This is a genomic window from Streptococcus lishijunsis (genome assembly GCF_047290665.1).
In the GTDB taxonomy this organism is placed as follows: Bacteria; Bacillota; Bacilli; order Lactobacillales; family Streptococcaceae; genus Streptococcus.
The window spans coordinates 133,969-155,560 of the sequence record NZ_JBLBUC010000001.1; the positions used below are offsets into that span (position 1 = coordinate 133,969).

Below are 21,592 nucleotides of genomic sequence, written 5' to 3' on the forward strand. Positions count from 1 at the left end.
TATCAGGCACTAGCCAGTTCAATCAATTTATTGCCTTTGGCATAGAGCTGTTTGTGGAGTTTATTGATTTCTCCGTTGACGTAGTAGTAGCCACGAAGTTCCAGGCGGATTTTTTCGAGAAGGTCAGCAGGTAGCTTTTCGGCTTCTTCATTTTTAAGCAGGTGATTCAGTTCACCAGCTTTTGTCCAGGCTTCCTTGTCTTTATGGGCTTTCATGAGTTCGCCTAGTTCAAGGGAAGTAGCTTTGATTTTCTTTTCAATGAGTGATTGTTTTGCCATGATTATTTCCTCCATGAATTGTTCTTGTTGGTCTAAGATGACTTGTCGAAAGAGAGTGACCAGTTTGGTGTCCATGTTTCGGTTAAAGTCTAGGACTTGACCATCAGTTGTAAAGTAAGTGTGTTGGTATTTGGCGGGAGAGTCTAGGTCAACGGTTTCACGAGCAAAGGCATCAAAGAAGAAATCTTTTTCTTTCATGAGTACGATATAGAGATTCCAGAACTCATTAATATCAGGAAAGCAGGTGATGCCTTCGTAGATTTTTTTGACAAGCATGACTCAGAGATACCTCCTTATCATTCTTCGATTAGGTCATGATAGCCGAGAGCTTGATAAATATAGTCATCATCAAACCAGAGCCAGTCATTGATTTGTCCCTCTGTTGGTGTACTTTCTGAGAAGACATCTTCACAGAGGCTGGTGAGTTGGTCAATTCCGCCACGTTCACGGACGGTGTCTAGGGTTTCTCTAGCACCAGACCAAGCTTTGAAATTGTCGATGCTAGATAGTTCAACTTTGTATTCCATAATGACCTCCTTTAAGTTTAGGTATCAAAAAAAGGCAACTGAATTCAGTTACCTTGGAGTGCTTCACAAAAACAATTTAGCGTAATCACTTTTCACAGGAAGAAGGTGAGTGACGTTCACAATTTTATCTTCCGTATTGATGTTATAGAAAAGCAGGTATTTGCGGTTAGCAATTACGATGCCAAATGTTTTGTATTGTTTAGAAATTTGTCTTCCAACCTTTTCATCCGCATCAAAGCCACGTTCAGGAAATGTTTGAAGGCTTTTAATACCTTCGAGGAGAAGCTGGCTAGTTTTCAAAGCAGCATCAGGACTCAACAAAACATCTTGAATGTAGTTTTTGATGCTTTTGATTTGGTCAAAAATCGTTTGAGGTGTATTGACAGTGTATCTATCCAAGTAGCTCTGCCTCCATTTCTTCAATGGTGACGTAGTTACCCGCTTCGATTTCTGCCATGTTTCTATCAATGATAGCACCAAGTTCATCAATCATTTTTTCACGGATAAGCTCGTCAGTAGCTTCTTCCAAGAGATTTTCTTTGCTTGGGCTAAAGATGAGTGTACCATCGCTGCCCTTATAAACATTGTATTCCTGACCTTGTGGAATTTCAAATTCTTTTGGAATAGTGATACTTAGAGAATTACCGATTTGTCGTGTTTTAACTACTGTCATGTTTTTTCTCCTATGTGTTTGATATACACTGAGTGTATACCTTTCTTTTGTTTTTGTCAATTGATTGTCTCACCTTCCTTTTTCTTTAAGTTATAAGATGCTTGCAAATCTTGAAGAATGCTTTCAGCTCTATCGGTGATTTCACCATTTTCCTGAATCATTTTGATAAAGTCAGTCTCCATGATTTTGTCAGCTTCTTCCACCAGTTTGAGCGAATTGGCGACTTGGTACATGAGCCATTTTATCGTCCTATCGATAGAATAGGGTTCAGGTTTCATCCTGAGTTTCAAAGGTTCTGTACCACCAAACATGCGTTGCCATTTCTGGTCAGGAACAAAGGCGCCAAATTTATTGGTGCCATCGTAAACCTGCATTTCATGATTGATGACGCCACGGGCGATTTCTGCTAGGTCAACACCGCTGATGTATTCTTCAATGGCAAGCTGGGCTTTTTCTTGAGCGAAGCGCAATTCGTAACGGTTCCAGATACCAAAAATCTCCAGGGATTCTTCCACGGAGATTTGTTCACTTTTGGCTAGCTCATAGCGCTTTTCATAGAAGTTGAAGTAGAGGTTACTTTGGCGACTTCCAAAATAAAGGGAGATACCTTGGCTGCCTTCTACCTCATCTATGTTTCTGAGGTTACCACCGCCAATGTGACTCCACGTTCGGATGTTCTTAAAGCTAACCTCATCTTTATAGACTTTGGCAATCATATCTGAGAGAAGAAATTGTTCATCTTCTCTATCGAGACCGAGATAGCGTTCATCCATGGCAATGTCTAACCGTGTTACCCGACTATCCGTCAGGTCAAAGAGCAGAGCTTGGAGAAATTCTTGCCAGCTTAGGTCAATACTTTCCAGAATCAGTTCCATTTCACGGCAACCTTGACCAGAGAGTTGCAAGGTCACTTGGAAATTTCCTGTTTCGATTTTGTCAAAAAAATCAAATAACCAAATGTTGCCACGCTTCCAAAGCCTTGTGTAATTCAGAAGTCTGGTTTCAAATTCTTTGAACTCAGTGAAAGAACAGTGAAGATAGGTCTGACAGAAGTGAGATAGGTCACGGATAGACATGAAGGTCATGCGGAGGTAGTCGATATGAACATCAATCAGGTCATCGGCATTCTCTTGATGATAGCCAAGCTCTGCTTTGAAATGACCGAATTTTTCTAGGCTCAAACCTCGTGAGCCATCTTCATAGCTTCGGTAGGTACGAGTTGAAATTCCAACAGACTCCGCAAATTGTTTCTGCGTCATGCCTGTTTGTTTTCGGAACTTCTTGAGATTGAGTGGGCTTAGTTTATCCATTCATAGAGTAAGACTCCTTTCTAGTGAGTGACACAGTTTTTTAGCAAAAGTAACACACTAAGTAAATCTTTGAAAACCTTGGTACTATTGGTGTGTTGGGGGTCGGACGTTGTCATTTTGACAAATGTTACCCCCCTATTAGAAATCGGGGGTTGAATCACAATCATGGGCGGTAGGAACTGCGAGCTACGGTCTGCGCCTGACGTTGTCAGGCTTGCCCTTGCTCTTGTCCTAGCCCATGATTTGCGAGACAGCTTTCAACCGCCTTTGGATAAGACTTCCGTCCTTCCTCTTCAAAGAGTGCCAAGGTTTCAAGAAGTAGCTGTTCTTGAAATGATGTCACGACAAGGGAGTTATCCTCTTTATCAAAAGGAACTCCTCGCTCATCCATGAGGTAGATGATTTTACGGAGTGTCTTGACTGTTAGGTCATTTTCCTTGGCAAAATCTGTCAGCAAGCGTCTTTCTTCCAAAACCTCCATGATGTCATCCTCCACTGGTTCGTAGTCTTCTTCAATAGGTTCCACAACTTCCACGGTGTCCTTGTGTGTGATAAGCTGCTCATCTTCTAGGACGGGTAATTTCATAAATTCCTCCTCAAAGGAAAAACCTTTATTGAAGGGAACGTAAGGGGAGAAGAACTCACCAGCCAGCTCACCATTATTGGAAATATAGCCACGTCCGTGAACCTTTTTGCCGTTGATTTTATCCAGCTTTTTGAACTCTTTATTGCGGTTAGCATCGCCAAACATCATGTTATAACCCGTGTCTTCCAAGTGTCCGACAGAGAGTCGTTTCATGAAGTTATCCCGAAGAGCGGTCTTGATATACTCGCCATCGGGACGTTGCATGGCTTGGATGACGAAAACTCCAGCTTGACGTCCTTCTAGAACTATCTGGGTCAGGTATTCCGTAGCTTCTGCCTGCAGGCGATAGTCATTTTCAATCTTGGCGATGAAAGCTGCCCACTCGTCAATAACGATGAATTTGGGCTTTAGTCCATACTGGGCAAAGTTCTTCCCAATCTTGTAGTCAGGGTGATTTTGCATGGTCTCGTAACGATTTTCCATTTCAGTGACATTGTCTTTGAGGCAAGTGATAATATCGTCTTTGGAAATGAAGACACGACCCTTGAAGGCAGGAATGTTTTTAAGACCTGATAAGTCTGCGTTCTTCGGATCGCACAGGTCTATAAAACCAATCTTTGCCAAAGCCAACACAATGGTCATGAGGATTACCGTTTTACCACCACCAGTTCCCCCACCAATCAGCAAGTGAGGCTCAGCGACATAGTCCCAAAAGACATCTTTCATGAGACGTATGCCCTGGTCAGTCAGGGTAACTTCTGAAACGTTAATACGGGAAGCAATACGATTGATGGCAATTTCATACTGAACAAAGCGCTCATCAAAGGTTTTGTTTCGAAAGTCGCCATTATACATGACTTCAAGGGTAGCTCCAAGATTGATAAATCGGTCTTGGAATTTATTTCCTTCGAGAATAAAGGAAGCAAGCAACTGATATTTACCACGTTTGACATAAACTTTGGGAAGAGCAATCTTTTCAACCGTTTTACCATCACGTTTGACTGTCTTTGAAATATAGTACCGATTTTCTAGGAGAAAGTTAGTCATAATCCTCAGCGAGTTAAGACGCTGAAAGATGAGAACTTTCTGGTAGAGAATAAGATTGACAATCGGAATTATCACAATAGGTGGCAGGGTAGTCAGTAGGATTTTAGGCAGGTAAAATAAAGGGTCAGCGATAATCAGGTCATAGACGGGATAGAAGTAAAAGGCGTTACCAATCAAAAAGGGCGATAACATAAGAAGAATTGTTATCACCCTGATATGACGGTAGAATTTATGGACACGAAGTCCCCGATAGGTAAAGAGGTGCATGATTACCTCCTAGCATCATTTTTTATCTTCTGCTTTTGGTTCAGATTTTGGAGCTACTTGAGCCCCTTTTTTCTTGATGGCAGAAGCATAGAGACGGTAGTTGTCATTTCGACCGATAGCAGAGTAGGTCACGACAATATCAGTGAGTTCCACTTCTTCACGGTAATTGAGCCCAAGGTCGTTGAGTTGTTGTTCAGACATATCTACGATAGTGAAGAAGAGTGTTTCGTGTTGATTAGCTGAGTGAATCCCAACGGTGATACCACGAATTTCACCAGTCGGAACTTGGACGTAGGAGCCATCTTCATTACGCTGATTACGGTCTGCTTCATAGATGAGTTCAGCTCCTTCAATAGAGCGGAAGGTCAGTTTACCAAAGACTTCATCCAGTTTGAGAGCGTCAGTAATAACACGGTAGCTTTTATCAACAATTTGGAGTTTTTCTCCGAAGTTCAATCCAGTTTTAGCCATAATATTTTGTTTCCTTTCTTATTTGACGATTTCGAGTTTTTCCGCAAAGACATTAAGCGCTGGGGCTACGTTTGAGCCATTGACCGCACGGTCTGGGAAGAAAATAGGGTTGACGACTTTGACAAACGTGTCTTCATCAAAGACGGTATTAGTTGCAGGAGTAATGACATGGAAAGAGCCATGTTCTTGATTGTTCAGGACATGACGTTGGTATTTGCCTTCTTTACCAAAGACGGTACGTGGGGTATGACCAAGTTTTTCATAATAAGCAGCTCCAATAAATTCTGGTTTCATAGCAAGTGTTTCAGGAATCATAAGTATTCTCCGTTTCTATATTTGAGTAATAAAAAATCAGCATATAACAGGGCTGACTTGAGCAAAGTAAAAGCGATTGATTTTGTTTTTGTAGATTTGACTATAATAAGTCAATTCAGCAAGCGGATAGCCAGTTGCCTTGAATTTCTTGACGAGCGTATCAATTTCTTCTTTGGCAGAGCTAAAGAGACTTGCCTGTAAGTCTAGGCTGTGAGCGTATATCTTATGAGTAAAGAGATAATTTTGATAGTGACGCTCTAGGCATTGTTCAAAATATGAGGTCATAAATGCCTCCTTTCTTTATTGTAAAAACAAAAGCTACTAGAAACATCCAGTAGCTTGAGCATAGACTACTCTCGTGAAATAAAGAGAAGTAGTCTGTTTGAAAAAGAGTTATTTGATTGAAAGACCTATCTAGGAACTAGACAAACCTTTCACGGTGGCAACGTTTAGCAAGGTGCTTTGCGTCAATTACCATCGCTTTCCCAGCCAATCATCCAGGTAGTCATTATCATGCCTGTCACGATTCTCTTACGCCCTTTGGCGAAGCCAGTTCACTTTACTATTCGGAAAAGTGCGAAAGTCCGAAATGCGTGTGAGCCCACAATTTTTTAGAATTGTTTTACTATCTCAACTTCAACCACAAACGGACTTGACTTTCTTTTTCAAACAAGATACAATAAAGGTACGAAGTTTAGTGTAGTTTGATGGTCAGTCCTCTGGTTGTCAGACGCACTTTTTATTTAATTTGCAATGAACATTAGTGATTCCAAAAGAAGAACTAAATTTTTTTGGAATCAGATACATCAACCTTGATGTACTTATAGTTTACATCATGTATGATGTAATGTCAAGAGTTTTTTGTAAAAAACTTAAATATTTTTGAGGAACAGAAAATGACATTACCATATCGCTTAAAAGAATTACGTCAACAAAAGAATTTAACTCAAGCCAAAGTGGCAGACTCTTTAGGGATTACTCAACAGAGTTACGCACGCTGGGAAAATGGAAAAGTTACCCCAACACCAGAAAAATTATCAAAAATTGCTAAATTTTACGGAGTAACTACGGATTATCTATTAGAGGGACAAAAAGATGACATTGATTTATCAAATGTCGAAGTATTGTTCCGTATGACTTCCGATGGATTGACAGAGGAAGAAAAGGTAATCTTTCGTGATGAGCTGATTGAATTCATGAAAGAGCGTAAAAAACTTTTTGATGAGGATAAAAAATGAAACTTAAAGAACTTAGACAACAGCGTGGAATGGTTCGTGCAGAACTGGCAAAAGAAATCGGAACTACTGTCCGCAGTATCAGCCGTTGGGAAAACGGTGAAACCGATATGCTTTTAGGAACAGCTATTCAGTTGGCTAAGTTTTTTGAAGTAAGTTTGGATGAGTTTGTGAAGCAATAAGCATAAAAATGCTTTGGACTAAAGAAAGGTGATAAATGATTAATATTGACCAGCAAGCAAAGAGAATAAACGATGGAATCAATTTCTTGGGAAACCTTGCCTTTGTAATACCAGTAATTATTACGATGTTTAGAACAAGCGGATATGGATTTGCAAATATTATAAATAATATAATTCAAGTGTTGATATCATTCTCTTTGTTCATTTTGATTTTTTATATATTGCCAAAGTATCACGATGAAAATTTGAAGGTTATTGATTACAAGAAAATTGGGAATTACAGTCAAAGCGTAGTGTTACTTTCAAAGATAGACTTACTTAAATTATTTGAACGTGTAATTAGTGTAACTTTGATAAATATCATGTTTTTCTTATCTGAAGGAGAGAAATTTATTAAACCTTGGAGTACTATTCTGATAGGGATATTCTTATGTGATTTATTTATTTGGGTAATGCTAAAATACTTTAAAAAGAGTATGCCAAAAACAAGTTGTGGTTTCACATTCACTTATATTATTTTAGGAAAATGTTTATTCCTTATGATGGTTAATCTGATTACGCCTTTATTTTTGATTGCTGTTAATTTAACTCAAGTGATGACTCAATATGAATTAGTTATATTTTGCGGGATTCTAATAATTATTGCAATCTTGATTTTGTATAAATATTTCAAAAGAAAATAAGCCCAGAGAAAATCTCTGAGCTTTTTTTCTATTCTTCCTCCGTCACATTAAACTTCTTGAGTTCTTCCTTATAAGCCTCACTACCTTTTTTGAAGTACTGGCGTTCTGATCCTGTAATATTAGCAGTAATAACATCATCTTTGTATTCATATTTGACCGTTGGATTGACAAATCCTGAGATTTCAAAAGTTTGTGTATCAGTATCAATGGTTATGCTGCTGGTTGAACCTTCAGCATCGACAGTTCCCTTGTCACCTTTGATAGTGATGACCAGGTCAGTCCCGTATTCTCCGATTTCATAGTATTCTCCGTCCATATTAGGTTTGCTTGAGCAAGCGACTAAGACAATAGTACTAAAAGCAAGGGCAATAAGGCTAAGTAATTTTTTCATAAAGGTTTCCTCCTAAATGGAATTTATTTTACAGGAATCGTGTTACAAACGTGTTAATAATAGGATTTCAATCTAGTTGCAAGACAAATGTGTTAGTTGTTAAACTAATTTTTAGTGGACATTCGTCCATTTTTTTTATATAATTCTAGTCAACCAAATAGTTGACTGATAAAATTGTGAGGAGGTGTACTGTGAGAGACTTTTATACAAAAGTAACCCAAATTGCAAGTGAACAACTATATCAATTTATGAAGGATAATCAGGTGTCACCCCTGAATTATCACTTTCATTACTATTTTGATGATTGCATCCAGAAATTCGGTATAAAGGTAATGGAGCATCACTTTACCAATCGAAAAATTGAGGGATTGACGATGATTGATGAGGATGGTATTTCAATCTCCTATGAAAGTCAGAACCCGCAAGTAAAGCAGAACTTCACCAAATGCCATGAACTAGGTCACTATATCTTGGGACATTCAGGTAAACAGTTTACACAATTAAGCAGTAAAAAAGATACAGTTGAAGAAAGCGAAGCCAATCTGTTCTCTGCTTATATTCTCATGCCTGATATTGTCTTGCTGTCAAAAATCTATTATCGCTTGGATAGTTTCAAGCAAGTAATGACGGAGCTATCCGTATCAGCGGATGCCTTGAAATTCAGACTACAAGATTTGTTCCGTTATCGTTTGGAACGAGCCAATCAAGAGGTCAGCTCAGCTATTTACCAATATCAAACGGGTCAAAGTAAGACTGTCATCAGTCTTTTTGAGGAAGTCCATACTGAGATTGAAGACGAGTACCGAGCGGTGGAAGAGGATGTTCTTGCTAAAGTTCTGAATCGCCTGAGAGAGTGTTATTTTGTGGCAAGTACAGAGTTTCCCGAGTTGCTAGAAAATAGCTTTCGCAAGGAATTAGAGCAAGAAGATGATATTGATACTTGGTTAGAATATGATTTTGGACAATCAGTAGGTTACGCCTGGCGTACAGATATGTTGACCGCAAAGCAAGCTAAATCAAGAGCAAAAACAATACTCCTATTAGAAAAGAGGTAGTTATGTATCAACCTGACAAATTAAAACAAAAACGAGAAGAACTAGGCTTAGAGCAACAAGAATTGGCTGAGCTTATCGGTGTTTCAAAGCAGGCTTACTTCAAGTGGGAAAAAGGCTTGTCAAAGCCTACTAAAGCCAATATTGCTAAGTTGGAAAAAGTCTTAAAGGTTCCAGAAGGCTATTTGAGTGAAAATGAAATTTCATCCCTCTATAAGCAGCTGACAGAACCAAACCAAGAGAAAGCCATTACCTATGTTCGTGACTTGGTAGCATCACAGAAAGTTATCAGCATTGCAGAGAAGCGTTCAGAGTATCATGTTTACGAGAAACTTTCTGCAGGTATTGGTGCTTCTGTTTATGGTGACCTGGACTATGACGTGGTTTATTACAATGAAGAGTTGCCACATGATTTTGCCTCTTGGGTTGATGGAAATTCAATGGAACCAACTTATCAAAACGGAGAAGTAGCTCTTATCAGAGAAACAGGCTTCGATTATGATGGGGCAGTTTATGCTGTTGTCTGGGATTCACAGACCTACATCAAGAAAGTCTATCGAGAAGAAGAAGGGCTCCGCTTAGTGTCAATCAATAAGGATTACCCTGATAAGTTTGCGCCATTTGATGAGAATCCACGAGTGATAGGAAAGATTGTCGGTCACTTCATGCCTTTGGAGGACTAACTATGGGCTACTTTGATTATTCACGAGAACCTAAAAGTGATATAGCTTTTGTGGATATGAAATCCTTCTATGCTAGTGTTGAATGTGTAGAGCGTGGACTGCATCCGTTGAAAACCTCTCTTTGTGTCATGAGCAGAGCGGAGAATGCTAATGGATTGATATTAGCTTCCTCGCCTATGTTTAAGAAAGTCTTTGGAAAGAACAACGTCAGCCGTTCCTATGACCTGCCTTTTGATATCAAGACCAGGAAGTTCAACTATTACGTAGCACGTAGGCAAGGTCAGCCAATTACACTTGATTATGTCCGATTCATCGAAGAGTGGGCTAGGATTACTCATATTGTTACACCACGGATGGATTTATACATTGAGAAAAACATGGAAATCCAGCACATCTTTCAAAACTACGCTAGCCCAGATGACATTCTCCCTTATTCTATTGATGAGGGATTTATTGACCTTACATCATCGCTAAAATACTTTGTACCTGATGAGAATATCAGTCGTAAGGACAAGTTGGACATGATAGCTGCTCGGATTCAGCGTGACATTTACCGAAAAACTGGTGTTTACTCAACGGTAGGTATGTCTAATAGCAATCCACTCTTGGCAAAGCTAGCACTAGATAATGAGGCTAAGAAGACACCGACCATGAGGGCTAATTGGTCTTATGAGAATGTAGAGGAGAAGGTCTGGAATATTCCAAATCTGACAGACTTCTGGGGCATAGGAGAGCGTACAGAAAAGCGATTGAATAAACTAGGCATTCACTCTATCAAAGAGCTTGCCAATTTTGATGCTGACTTACTCAAAAAGGAATTTGGAGTAGTGGGTGTGGAGCTTTTTTATCATGCTAACGGTATAGATGAAAGCGACGTTCATAAGCCATACAAACCCAAATCACACGGTCTTGGAAATTCTCAGGTTTTGCCAAGAGATTATTATAGACGGGCGGATATTGAACTTGTCCTTCGGGAAATGGCGGAGCAAGTAGCTATTCGGTTGAGACGAGCTCATAAGAAATGCTGTACGGTGTCAATTTTTATTGGATTTTCAAGGTTTGAAGGTAAGCGACATCTTCAAGCCCAAATGAAAGTAGATCCGACAAATAATACCCGAGTACTGACTGACCATGTTCTTAGTCTTTTCAGGAAGAGGTATGAACTAGGTGCAGTCAGAAGTGTTGCGGTGACTTACTCAAACTTTGTGGATGAGTCATTACAGCTCATTTCACTTTTTGATGATATTGAACAAATTGAGAAAGAAGAAAGGCTCCAAACAGCGATTGATTCTATCCGAGATAAATTTGGCTTTACTTATATTCAGAAGGCTAATTCATTATTGGAAGCCTCACGTAGTGTTGAGAGAAGCAAATTGATTGGAGGTCACTCAGCTGGTGGTTTAGATGGACTAAGATGATTGATAGAAGTTATCTCCCTTTTCAAGCAGCTAGAGATTATCAGGATAGAGGCATGATGAAGTGGATGGGCTTTTTCCTATCCGAACATACCACGTCATTAGACGATGATAGAAATAGGATTGATATGACATCCGATTTAACTGATATGGAGAAGTTAGTCCTGATTGGTCAACTCTACGCTTCGCAACACCAAGGAATGTTCGTCATGAAAGGAAAAAATATTAAGAACACCCACTTTGGAAGAGTGACTGAAATTAGCCCAAAAGAAATTACAATAAAAACAGCTGACAAGTATCAGCTGCTTCAAGTAAAGGATATTTTATCCATCAATATGACGGAGGAGACAGATTTTGAATAGAAAAGAAATTTATGAGGGCAAGTTACAAATGGACTATTTCTCTGATTCTTATCTCAAGTTCGAAGAGGATTTCTATCGCTATTCAGCACTAGGAGAGCCACTGACAACTCTTACTGATGATATTCTCAGGAGCCAAAAGAATTACTTCAAACTCGGCAAACGCCACAGTAAGGACGGACGAGACCACTATTTTTATTTTACAGTTGAGTTCAGTAAGACAGAAGTAGGAGTGAGGAAGTTTGAGTATAAGCAGCATGTGTATCATCAACCTTCTAAGATATCAGAATAATACAACAGGTACGGTATATTTTTGACTATAAATAAGCTATAATAAAGGTATTATAGATGCCAAGGATTATAAGTGGCTCAAAAGAGAGGTTAGTTAATGCAGAACCCAACAGAACTAATGAAAAATTTAAAAAATGATGTGTATTCGTTTGAATTGCTGGCTGACTATCTTGGTTATTCAGTGGGTGAAAACCCAATTGAAGAGTTTGGGGAATGGAAAATATTCTTCACGGATAAGTTGGAAGATAACTCAAAAGGTGTGATGGCAGTAAAGCTTGAGGGTGATTTAACACCATCTTCAAAGACGATAGAGATTCGTCGCTTATTTAAGCAAGTGGAGGAGTTGAAAAAGACCTTTACATTAGATTTCGATACTCAACTTGTCGGATTCATCGGAGAAAATCGAGTTGTTATTTTCCCTACATTCAGTGGAAATAGAGACGTTCGACTAGATATAAATCCAGAAACTGCTGATAAGAGTCTATATATTTCGAATTTCAACTTGTTGAAAAATGAATATATTCAGGTTGAAGAAGACGAGTTTGGCTTCGGGAACTCTATCAAAATACCAGATGGCGTTTTTACGCAACAACTTTCAACCCACTTCTTGTCTGTAGTTTCCTACTATCGAAAAAAACTGTCTGAACTGATTACAGCAACAACATTGAAGAATGAATTGAAAGAGTTAGTTGATTTCAAAGCACGTTTTTATCTTGACAACAATGACTTGGTTAATCTTGTTGAAGATGAAACTTATACGTCAGTGTTGTCAACTGTCGTAGATACAATCATTCTTCGACAGTTGATGAGACGATTTTTAGAAGGATACTATGGAAGTGATGCCTTCAATGTGAATGGTATCGCACTTGGTATCGGAGATGGTACCCTTGATAGTGCAATTAAGAAAATTGTAGAAGCCGAAGCAACTATTCGTGTTGGTGATGAGGATGCATTTAAAAAGCTTAACAAGAAGAAAAGAGTAATCGAACCTCAAAATGAAATTACACTTTTTGATATTTTTGACGATGATGAAGTGCAAGCGACTTCTCAAATTAAGCTTGAAACGGATACGAAGACCCGACTCAAAGAAATCAATAATAGAGCAACAGAGCAATTTCGTTCTGTCTATGATGGGGACTTGTTTGCTGGAAGTGTTGGACTAGTGGCAGACAGTATTGAAGCAAAATTATCCCAAGAATATACTGAGTTTTGGACTAAACTATGGTTAGATACAAATGCACAGGAATATTCTTTCCGTTTTGAAGACCTTCCACCAAATGCTATTGAAAAGCAATACGAAAATTCAATGAGTCAGAATGTCCAAATTCGGATTGAGGAAGGAAATAAACCAGTTGTCTATTATGGTGAAGATGTCGTTGAACAAAAGAATAAAGGTGCCTACTATACGGATGAACGTTTTGTCTCCTACATGGTAAAGAGAACAGTTGAAGTAGAATTTGAGAAACGTTTCAATGCGATAAAAAAATCAATTAGTGCTTCAGACATCGAACAGAAAATTGAGCAAGCTGTTAAGCATTTATTGGATATGAAAGTTGCTGACTTGTCATCTGGAGGCGGTTCGTTCTTACGAGGAGCATTCTTGCTTTTAGCTAGTAAGCATAGCTTATTGACGACTCTCAATCTGCCATCCAGCATTAAAGAAAAATATCCATTTTTCAGAAATGATGATGAATCAATCTATCAATGGGAAAAACATATTCTTGAAAATATGATTTATGGTGTAGACATCGACTATAAAGCAGTTATCATCTCAAGTTTAACGTTGACCTTATCATCCATTGAACATAGACCAAAGGAAGTGAAACTCCCTTCTCTAATTGGACGTAATCTCATTCACCAAAACTCTTTAATAAATTCTGTTCCATATTTTAAGCGTGAAGAAATTTACGCAGATTACCAAGAAGAGATTAAGGAGCTGCGTCAACTAAAACTTTCAGGTTCAGATAAGTATAAAGAAAAACGCCAAAAGTTGCAGAGCGAAATGCTGCAATATTTGCCAGAGGATATCAGACTCGAAAGTACATTTCTGCACATTGAAGCTATTGAAATCAATCTTCCAGAGATTTTCTTTGATGAAGAAGGTGCCTTGAAAAAAGATGCGGGATTTGATGTCGTCATCGGGAATCCACCTTGGGAAATTTGGAAGCCTAACTCAGATGAGTTTTTCTCTCAATATGATGTTAACTATTTAGCATTAAAAACAGCTAAGAAGAAAAAAGAGCGTCAGCTTGAACTGATGGAAGAATTTTCTCGGATTAAGGGGAAATGGGATGAAGAACAAAATAGAATTGAGTTAGGTTCAAACTATTTCAAAGATACTCTGAATTACGCCTATCAAGTGTGGGAAGTTGAAGGAAGAAAAACAAGTAGTGATATTAACTTGTACAAGCTTTCAGTAGAGCGATTTCTACAACTTTTGAAAGCAGAACAACGCTTATCATTGATAGTTCCAGATAACCTAGTAACTGATTTAGGTGCAACTGGATTGCGACATCTTATCTTTGATAACTATGAGTTAGAAGAATTCCTATCCTTTGAGAATCGTAAGAAAATCTTCCCATCGGTGGATAGTAGGTATAAATTTGCAGTCGTCACTGTTAAAAAAGCTCTAGGGCAAAGTGACAGCTTCAAGGCATTCTTTTATCAACAGGAACTTGATAGCTTAAATGATGAAAATCAGAAATTAACCTATCAACTGAGCATGGTGAAAGATTCAGAGCCAGAAAAATACTCCTTATTTGAACCACGTAGTCAAAAAGAATTCAATCTTTACCAGAAAATCAAGCTTAAGTTTCCACCGTTACGTGAAACGAACCTCATCAATTTAGGAAACGATTTTCATAAAACCAATGACTCTCAACTATTTATGAATGTGGAAGACGGTGACTATCCTTTATACGAGGGAAAAATGATGCATCAGTTTCAACTGCTTAGTGAACCAGTAGAAGGTGTTTCAGAATCAGATGTTATCAGAAAAACAGGTGGGGATTATGAGCACTTCCGTATTGCTATTCGAGCGATAGCAAGCTCAACAAACCAAAGGTCCCTAATTTCAACGTTGTTACCTAAAAACACTACAGCGGCTCACAGTCTTTGGGTTCAAAGAGATGTTTCAGATACTGAAATTTCTGAACAACTATTTATTCTTGGAATTCTAAATTCTTATGTAGTTGATTACATTCTGAAAAAATTGGTGAATACGAACATTAGTCAAACTTACCTTAAACAGCTACCTCTTCCTACGATAGAGAAGGTAGGACAGGCAAAAGATATTATACAGATTGTTAAGTTCTTGTTATTGGAAAACGGAGACTTGTATAATGAACTTGATTCTCTTATACCAGGGGATAGCTTCAAAGATGTCTCACATGATGATTTAGTTGCAGAATTGAATGCACGTGTCATGCTTGCCTTTGACTTAACACGAGAGGAAGTGCTGGACATGATGAAAAGCTTTGAAACAGCAAACCATAAAGAGTTTGTTGAAGAAGAAACACAACGTATTATTAACGTATATGACAGGATTAAATTAGATGGTAGATAAAAAAGAACTTGAAAGTCAGATATTTCAGAGAAAGGTTATCGACAACAGACAGGTTTTGATGACCGATACTGTGAGATTCCTGATTTCAGAAGATAGTACCCGAACATTGCGATTAGCAGTAGGTTATTTCTATATTTCAGGGTTATTGCTGATTAAAGATGAGTTCACCAAGTTTATGATGGAACACAACGGTTCCGTTCAAGTCATGATGGGGAACCAAACAAATCAGGAAACGGTAGATATTCTTAGTGCTAAGTCTAGCAAAGAATATTTGGAAGAATTACCTAGCTTGATGAGTGATGATATTGATGGTATTTTGGAAGAAGAGGACTTTCTAAAATTGGTACGTCAATGGATTAACGAAGGCCGTATTGAAGTAAAAGTATATACGGGAGAAGCGAATTACTTCCATGCAAAGTCTTATCTTTTTTCTCAGTCGTTTTCAAGCAGTCAAGGGAAAGCTGTTGTCGGTTCATCAAACTTCTCCAAAAATGGACTGGAAGGAAATACCGAACTAAACGTCTTTGGTCAAGATAATTATTTTGCCTTGAATGATTGGTATTCTGAAATATGGGAGTCTGATGAAGTTGAAAGCTTTTCTGCGGAACTTATTGAAATCGTTAAAGGTAAATTTCCAAATTGGCAAACAGGAGAACCGTATAAAACAGTACAAGAAACTTATTATGATTTTGCTCAAATTTATGGTAAGCCCTATGCTGAACTCGATGAAAATAGTGACTGGATAGAGCATCTTTATCCGCATCAAAGAATTGGTGTTATCGATATTTGGGATAAATTGAATACCTATGGTACAGCGATATTGGCAGATGGTGTTGGACTTGGTAAGACAAGGACGACCGCAGGAATTGTGAAGACTAGTCTGGACAAGAATCCTGGACTACGAATACTAATAATTGCTGATAATAAGTTAAAAGTTCAGTGGACAGAGGAATTGGCTATTTTAGGAATTGATTCTTCTAAATTCCAATACCTATCTCGGGAAAAATTTGCCTTATCTAACGGTAAGGAATTAGAACAGATGGCTCAGTTATTTGATTTGGTTATTGTTGATGAGGCACACTTGGGCTTCAAAAACAGAGGAACTAGAGCCTATCGCAATCTTCAAATTGTTGACCAACATGCTATCTCTCTTGGAAAAAAAATAAAAGGTCTTATGCTGACCGCTACTCCATGGAATAATAGCCGTAAAGATGTCTTGAACTTAGGTAGCCTGTTTCTAGATATTGATTCAATTCCATCAAACCGTCACTATCAACAATATTTCCTTTTTGGAAATAACCAACGAGTAATCAATAAATTAGTTAGTGATGATGTAGCATTTAACGAATTTTGGGAAGATTTATTCCTACAAAGAACTCGTAAAACTTATGGCGGGCAGAATGTATCATTTGCACAGCGACAATTTCCAACAGTTGAGATTCCTTATGAACCACGTAAAAATCGAATTTTCGTTGACAACTTTGAAAGAATTTCAAATCTAAAATTTCCATATATGGATGCTATTCGGTATATCAATCCTGAACGGAATGATATGAGTGGAGACCGATTGAAACTTATGTTGTTAAAACGTGCTGATTCAAGCTGGCGTTCATACCTTGTCTCTTTAGAAGGTATCAAGGAAAAGAACAGAGTACTGCTAGAGGATTTAGATAGAGTCAAAAACTCGTCGAATCCAACGAGTGAGTTTAAAATGATGCTATCAAGGCGCTATAACTTGGATGATTATCTCTCTAAACAAATTGGGTTATTGACTGCTGATGTAAGTTTAGAAGACTTTGAAGATGAGACTCTATTATCTCAGTATCAGCTTGATTCTAAGATAAAGAAGAGACGTTACTTTGAGAAAATCAGTAATCAAATAGATAGTATTAAGCCAAACACTGCAAAAGCGACTATTAAACAGATGCATGCTGATGCTATTCAAGATGATGAAGTTCTAGAGCAGCTGATTACAGAATTAAAAGAAGCTTATTCACTTGTAGACGAGAAATTTACAAAAGTCGAAGAGAATATCGTTAAAGAGCTCGAACAAGGACGCAAAGTTATTCTCATCTCCCAATTTGCTGATACTGCTAAGTATTATTATGAAAACTTATTATCTAGTAATAATATTTTGTCTGACAACCTTGGACTTATTACAGGTAATGATGAAGACAATAGAATTGGTGAATATCCAGAAACAAAGAAAGAGATACTAGATAGATTTTCTCCTTTATCAAAAAATCGAAAAGATATCTTTGGAACTGTTAAGGAGATAAATTTACTAGTTGGCACGGATACTATCTCTACAGGGCAAAACCTTCAAGATGCTGTAGTACTGATGAATTTGGATTTACCATATAATCCGATGGTGTTGGAACAGCGTATAGGGCGTATTGACAGACCACGGCAAGACTCTTCTGTAAATAATATTTTTGTCTATACGTTCCCAGTATATGAAGCAATTGATGTAGAGTTACAGATGTCAGAGCGCCTTGGAAAGAAAATGGCAGGAGTAATGTCTGATACTGAATTTGATGATATTGTTTTGCCAGAATATACCTCCTATCTTGAAGACGTAAAAAGAGATAAAGGTAAAGCTGTCCAAACGATGCTCGATAGGACTGTAGAAAAGACAATCTATAATCAAGGCACTGTTTCAGAAAAACATTCTACTGATTATAAAGAAGCTAATAAGCGACTTTATGATACGAAAAACTCAGCGATAAAGCGTACCGAGAAGCCAGTATATCCAAAATACAGCTTTTCTAAGAACAATAGTTCTCACACTATTGTAGTAGCTCGTATCAATTATAAGGATGCAAATGGAGCCGCGATCTCTACTGAAGAGAGGATTTTTGATACAAGTGAACTCTCTAACTCTGACATAACTAATGCAGAAAGCCACCTTAGACAATCAAAAATCGGAGGTATAAGTTCAACAGCAGAGTTGTCAAAAGAAAAATCAGAAATTCTTCTGGGCAATGAACTAGAAAAATTGGAGAAGTATAAGCAAAAGTTAGTTGATAATTTCAATCAATCAGTTGATACTGCGGAATCAAATCTTCAGTCTCTACAAAATAAGACCGCTGAGAAAGCAGCATTAGAGATTGGTAATTCTGTAAAAGATATAAAAAATAGAAGTTTAATAATGAGCAAGCTTCAAGAGGCAGGGTTAGTGCCAAAAGATGTGAGCAAGATTGCAAATGTAATCCGTATGGTGGATGAAGAGAGTGAGCTGTTCCAATATGTTAAAGAGATAGCAGCAAACGTTGATAGATTTTGGCTTGACTTTACTGATTATGCGGAGCTATTCGATTTTTCAAGATTGGAAAATTCTGTAGGTGCTAAGGTGAAACGAGCATCAAATAGAAAAGCTAATATTGAAAAAACAGAAATAGAAGTTATTATTGGAAATATTGTATTTTCCTAACCAATAACTTTCCTAAAAATCATCATTTTTCTGAAACACATAAATGACAGTAGAAAATATGCTGTCATTTTTTGCTTTCCAGAAACTAAAAAACTTCCCTTGGAATAATCCAAGAGAAGCTGTAAGTCGTTATAAGTTTTTACAACTACTTGTATAAGTTGTGGTAAATTTTTGGTAAGTTGTACCAATTACTCTCTAGAAACGTTGATATGACAACGTTTCTGAGACGTCTTATTTCATCGTTGGGAAGAGTAGGACATCGCGGATGGTTGTCGTATCAGTGAGGAGCATTACTAGACGGTCAATACCGATACCAAGTCCACCTGTTGGTGGCATCCCATATTCAAGGGCTTCGACATAATCATAGTCAATGCCAGTCGCTTCATCATCCCCTAGCTCTTTAGCGGCAGCTTGAGCTTTGAAGCGCTCTAGCTGGTCGATTGGGTCATTGAGCTCTGTAAAGGCGTTACCGTATTCTTTTGTCATGATAAAGAGCTCAAAGCGGTCTGTAAAGCGAGGATCATCTGCATTTTTCTTAGCCAGTGGTGAGACTTCTACAGGATGCCCGTAGATAAAGGTTGGCTGAATGAGTGTTTCTTCGACAAATGCTTCAAAGAACGCGTTGATGATATGTCCGACAGACGTAAAGTGCTTCTCAACTGGGACACCTTTATCCTCAGCGATAGCCTTAGCGTCTTCAAGAGATATATTCTCCCAGAAATCAACGCCTGTCACATTCTTAATAGCATCTATCATATGGATACGTTTGAAAGGTTGGTTAATAGCAATCTCTGTATCACGGTAGATGACAGGCTTATCACCTTTAACCGCTTTTGCAGCATGCTGGATAATACCTTCTGTAAGGTCCATGATGTCTTTAAAATCAGCATACGCTTGGTAGGCTTCGATAGTGGTAAACTCAGGATTGTGTGTAGCGTCCATTCCTTCGTTACGGAAGATACGTCCAATCTCATAGACACGCTCCATACCACCGACGATGAGGCGTTTGAGGTGCAATTCTGTGGCGATACGAAGTACCATGTCCATATCTTGAGCATTATGATGGGTAATGAATGGACGTGCCGCAGCTCCCCCAGCCTCATTGTGAAGGACAGGGGTTTCAACTTCTAAAAATCCGAGACCATCAAGGTAGCGACGGATTTCTGAGATGATTTTTGAGCGTGTGACAAAACGCTCAAAGCTATCACGATTTGAGATGAGATCAAGATGACGTTTGCGATAAATAGTCTCAATATCTGATAAACCGTGGAATTTTTCAGGAAGTGGGCGAAGAGCTTTTGAGAGATGCGTGATGTGTGTAGCTTTGATAGACAATTCCCCCATATCAGTACGCATGATTTCCCCTTCGACGCCTAAAAAGTCTCCGAGGTCAGCTTTTTTGAAGATGTCGTAGTTGTCTTCGCCAATAGCATCTTTTCGCACGTAGATTTGGATTTGGCCATCACGGTCTTGAAGGTGAGCAAAGCCAACCTTACCTTTACCACGTTTGGTCATCAAGCGCCCAGCGATAATAGCGGTTTGGTTAATGTCGTGTAATTCTTCTTTGGTCTTGTCAGCATACTTGTCTTTTAGCTCTTGAGATGTTGCGGTACGCTCAAAGCGTTTACCAAAAGGGTCGATCCCTTTTTCTTCAAGAGCCACCATTTTTTCACGACGAACAATTTGCTGATCGTTTAGTTCAGTTTTATGTTGGTTTGACATAATTTCCTCCACGTAGTTAGTCTTGGTTATTATACCATAAAAGTGTTAAGACTTCACCTATATTTTGAGCTTTCTTAATGATAAGACTAGGCATTTTCTCATTTTCTGCAATAAGGGAGATATTGACATAATTTTCTAAAAAAGGTATAATAAACTGATTACAGAAAGGACCTAGTTATGATTACTTCCATCGTATTTGATGTTGATGATACTATTTATGACCAAGAAGCGCCTTATCGTATGGCTATCGAAAAATGCTTTCCTGATTTTGATATGGCACTCATCAATCAAGCTTATATTCGTTTTCGTCATTATTCAGATGTTGGTTTTCCACGTGTGATGGCAGGGGAGTGGACGACTGAGTATTTTCGCTTTTGGAGATGTCGTGAAACCTTGTTGGAGTTTGGCTATCGTGAGATTGATCAAGCCACAGGACAGCATTTTCAAGAGGTGTACGAAAGAGAGCTTGACAATATCACTATGCTTGATGAGATGCGCATGACACTTGATTTTCTTAAGTCAAAAAAGGTGCCGATGGGTGTTATCACGAACGGTCCAACTGAACACCAACTTAAAAAAGTCAAAAAATTGGGCTTATATGACTATATCGATCCTAAGCGCGTGCTGGTCAGTCAGGCGACAGGCTTTCAAAAACCTGAAAAAGAAATCTTCAATCTAGCAGCCAAGCAGTTTGATATGGACCCTCAGACGACGCTTTATGTCGGTGATTCTTATGATAATGATATTGTCGGTGCTTTTAATAGCGGCTGGCATTCGATGTGGTTTAACCATAGAGGGCGTGAGCTACGAGCGGGAATTAAGCCCGTCTATGATATTGAGATTGATAATTTTGAGCAATTATACGGTGCGGTTAAGGTGCTTTTTGACCTTCCTACCAATAAATTTATCTTTGATGTCAATGATAAGAAAAATCCCATCTTAGAGCTAGGTATTAACAACGGTCTGATGATGGCAGCAGAGCGTTTGCTTGAGAGCAATATGAGTGTGGATAAGGTTGTTATTTTACTGCGGCTTAATAAACAGCAAGAGAAGATTTTACGTCTTAAATATAGTCGTATGTCATAAAAAAGAAGAAGTTCCTAGGAG

At 38.4% G+C, this 21,592-nt stretch carries 22 protein-coding genes; 11 read left to right on the forward strand and 11 right to left on the reverse strand.

The window, feature by feature from the left end:
• Nucleotides 1-2: 2 nt before the first annotated feature.
• The 9 genes from ACLN19_RS00720 to ACLN19_RS00760 form a co-directional block, all read right to left on the reverse strand.
• On the reverse strand, nucleotides 3-554 hold the full coding sequence (locus ACLN19_RS00720; protein WP_413381995.1) for a conjugal transfer protein: 552 nt from the start codon (nucleotides 552-554) through the stop codon (nucleotides 3-5).
• 20 nt (nucleotides 555-574) lie between these two features.
• Nucleotides 575-805 carry a hypothetical protein gene (locus tag ACLN19_RS00725; RefSeq protein ID WP_085634389.1) on the reverse strand — a complete coding sequence of 77 codons (231 nt, stop codon included), beginning with the start codon at nucleotides 803-805 and terminating at the stop codon, nucleotides 575-577.
• Nucleotides 806-868: 63 nt separating this feature from the next.
• Complete coding sequence (locus ACLN19_RS00730; protein WP_070484480.1) at nucleotides 869-1,204, reverse strand: type II toxin-antitoxin system RelE/ParE family toxin; 336 nt, start codon at nucleotides 1,202-1,204, stop codon at nucleotides 869-871.
• Entirely contained in the window at nucleotides 1,197-1,478 is a 282-nt protein-coding gene (mazE, locus tag ACLN19_RS00735) for a type II toxin-antitoxin system PemI/MazE family antitoxin (protein WP_017649870.1), read from the reverse strand. The genes ACLN19_RS00730 and mazE overlap by 8 nt, the downstream gene beginning before the upstream one ends.
• A gap of 56 nt (nucleotides 1,479-1,534) precedes the next feature.
• A complete protein-coding gene (locus tag ACLN19_RS00740; RefSeq protein ID WP_413382001.1) occupies nucleotides 1,535-2,788 on the reverse strand; it encodes a replication initiation factor domain-containing protein in 1,254 nt (417 codons plus the stop codon).
• Nucleotides 2,789-2,996: 208 nt separating this feature from the next.
• Nucleotides 2,997-4,688, reverse strand: coding sequence for an FtsK/SpoIIIE domain-containing protein (locus tag ACLN19_RS00745; protein WP_413382004.1), 1,692 nt, complete (start codon nucleotides 4,686-4,688; stop codon nucleotides 2,997-2,999).
• Between the two features lie 15 nt (nucleotides 4,689-4,703).
• Nucleotides 4,704-5,159, reverse strand: coding sequence for a conjugal transfer protein (locus ACLN19_RS00750; protein ID WP_413382007.1), 456 nt, complete (start codon nucleotides 5,157-5,159; stop codon nucleotides 4,704-4,706).
• An 18-nt stretch (nucleotides 5,160-5,177) separates the two neighbouring features.
• Nucleotides 5,178-5,474 carry a cytoplasmic protein gene (locus ACLN19_RS00755; RefSeq protein ID WP_413382010.1) on the reverse strand — a complete coding sequence of 99 codons (297 nt, stop codon included), beginning with the start codon at nucleotides 5,472-5,474 and terminating at the stop codon, nucleotides 5,178-5,180.
• A gap of 36 nt (nucleotides 5,475-5,510) precedes the next feature.
• Nucleotides 5,511-5,759, reverse strand: coding sequence for a hypothetical protein (locus ACLN19_RS00760; protein WP_413382013.1), 249 nt, complete (start codon nucleotides 5,757-5,759; stop codon nucleotides 5,511-5,513).
• A 611-nt stretch (nucleotides 5,760-6,370) separates the two neighbouring features.
• Between ACLN19_RS00760 and ACLN19_RS00765 the strand changes: the two genes are divergently transcribed.
• Genes ACLN19_RS00765 through ACLN19_RS00775 form a run of 3 tightly spaced genes read left to right on the forward strand, consistent with a single transcriptional unit; the run spans nucleotide 6,371 to nucleotide 7,574 of the window.
• Nucleotides 6,371-6,712, forward strand: coding sequence for a helix-turn-helix domain-containing protein (locus ACLN19_RS00765; protein WP_039670442.1), 342 nt, complete (start codon nucleotides 6,371-6,373; stop codon nucleotides 6,710-6,712).
• Nucleotides 6,709-6,891 carry a helix-turn-helix domain-containing protein gene (locus ACLN19_RS00770; protein ID WP_413382016.1) on the forward strand — a complete coding sequence of 61 codons (183 nt, stop codon included), beginning with the start codon at nucleotides 6,709-6,711 and terminating at the stop codon, nucleotides 6,889-6,891. The genes ACLN19_RS00765 and ACLN19_RS00770 overlap by 4 nt, the downstream gene beginning before the upstream one ends.
• A gap of 35 nt (nucleotides 6,892-6,926) precedes the next feature.
• A complete protein-coding gene (locus ACLN19_RS00775) occupies nucleotides 6,927-7,574 on the forward strand; it encodes a hypothetical protein (protein WP_413382020.1) in 648 nt (215 codons plus the stop codon).
• Nucleotides 7,575-7,602: 28 nt separating this feature from the next.
• Here ACLN19_RS00775 and ACLN19_RS00780 read toward each other — a convergent pair whose 3' ends face one another.
• Nucleotides 7,603-7,965 carry a hypothetical protein gene (locus ACLN19_RS00780; protein ID WP_413382022.1) on the reverse strand — a complete coding sequence of 121 codons (363 nt, stop codon included), beginning with the start codon at nucleotides 7,963-7,965 and terminating at the stop codon, nucleotides 7,603-7,605.
• A gap of 191 nt (nucleotides 7,966-8,156) precedes the next feature.
• Between ACLN19_RS00780 and ACLN19_RS00785 the strand changes: the two genes are divergently transcribed.
• The 7 genes from ACLN19_RS00785 (at nucleotide 8,157) to ACLN19_RS00815 (ending at nucleotide 18,763) form a co-directional block, all read left to right on the forward strand.
• Nucleotides 8,157-9,020: an ImmA/IrrE family metallo-endopeptidase gene (locus tag ACLN19_RS00785; protein ID WP_413382025.1), complete on the forward strand. Its 864-nt coding sequence runs from the start codon at nucleotides 8,157-8,159 to the stop codon at nucleotides 9,018-9,020.
• 2 nt (nucleotides 9,021-9,022) lie between these two features.
• On the forward strand, nucleotides 9,023-9,700 hold the full coding sequence (locus ACLN19_RS00790) for a LexA family transcriptional regulator (RefSeq protein ID WP_413382027.1): 678 nt from the start codon (nucleotides 9,023-9,025) through the stop codon (nucleotides 9,698-9,700).
• Nucleotides 9,701-9,702: 2 nt separating this feature from the next.
• Nucleotides 9,703-11,118, forward strand: coding sequence for a Y-family DNA polymerase (locus ACLN19_RS00795; RefSeq protein ID WP_413382030.1), 1,416 nt, complete (start codon nucleotides 9,703-9,705; stop codon nucleotides 11,116-11,118).
• Nucleotides 11,115-11,477, forward strand: coding sequence for a hypothetical protein (locus ACLN19_RS00800; protein ID WP_070039985.1), 363 nt, complete (start codon nucleotides 11,115-11,117; stop codon nucleotides 11,475-11,477). Before ACLN19_RS00795 ends, ACLN19_RS00800 begins: the two co-directional genes overlap by 4 nt.
• Nucleotides 11,470-11,766, forward strand: a complete 297-nt coding sequence (locus tag ACLN19_RS00805) for a DUF5960 family protein (RefSeq protein WP_413382033.1) — start codon at nucleotides 11,470-11,472, stop codon at nucleotides 11,764-11,766. The genes ACLN19_RS00800 and ACLN19_RS00805 overlap by 8 nt, the downstream gene beginning before the upstream one ends.
• Before the next feature lie 96 nt (nucleotides 11,767-11,862).
• Nucleotides 11,863-15,330: an Eco57I restriction-modification methylase domain-containing protein gene (locus ACLN19_RS00810; protein WP_413382036.1), complete on the forward strand. Its 3,468-nt coding sequence runs from the start codon at nucleotides 11,863-11,865 to the stop codon at nucleotides 15,328-15,330.
• Nucleotides 15,320-18,763 (forward strand): helicase-related protein, encoded by a 3,444-nt coding sequence (locus ACLN19_RS00815; RefSeq protein ID WP_413382039.1) that lies wholly within the window; start codon nucleotides 15,320-15,322, stop codon nucleotides 18,761-18,763. Before ACLN19_RS00810 ends, ACLN19_RS00815 begins: the two co-directional genes overlap by 11 nt.
• Nucleotides 18,764-18,994: 231 nt before the next feature.
• Here ACLN19_RS00815 and lysS read toward each other — a convergent pair whose 3' ends face one another.
• A complete protein-coding gene (lysS, locus tag ACLN19_RS00820; protein WP_413382042.1) occupies nucleotides 18,995-20,485 on the reverse strand; it encodes a lysine--tRNA ligase in 1,491 nt (496 codons plus the stop codon).
• Nucleotides 20,486-20,662: 177 nt separating this feature from the next.
• Between lysS and ACLN19_RS00825 the strand changes: the two genes are divergently transcribed.
• Nucleotides 20,663-21,571, forward strand: coding sequence for an HAD family hydrolase (locus ACLN19_RS00825; protein WP_413382045.1), 909 nt, complete (start codon nucleotides 20,663-20,665; stop codon nucleotides 21,569-21,571).
• Nucleotides 21,572-21,592 lie beyond the last annotated feature (21 nt).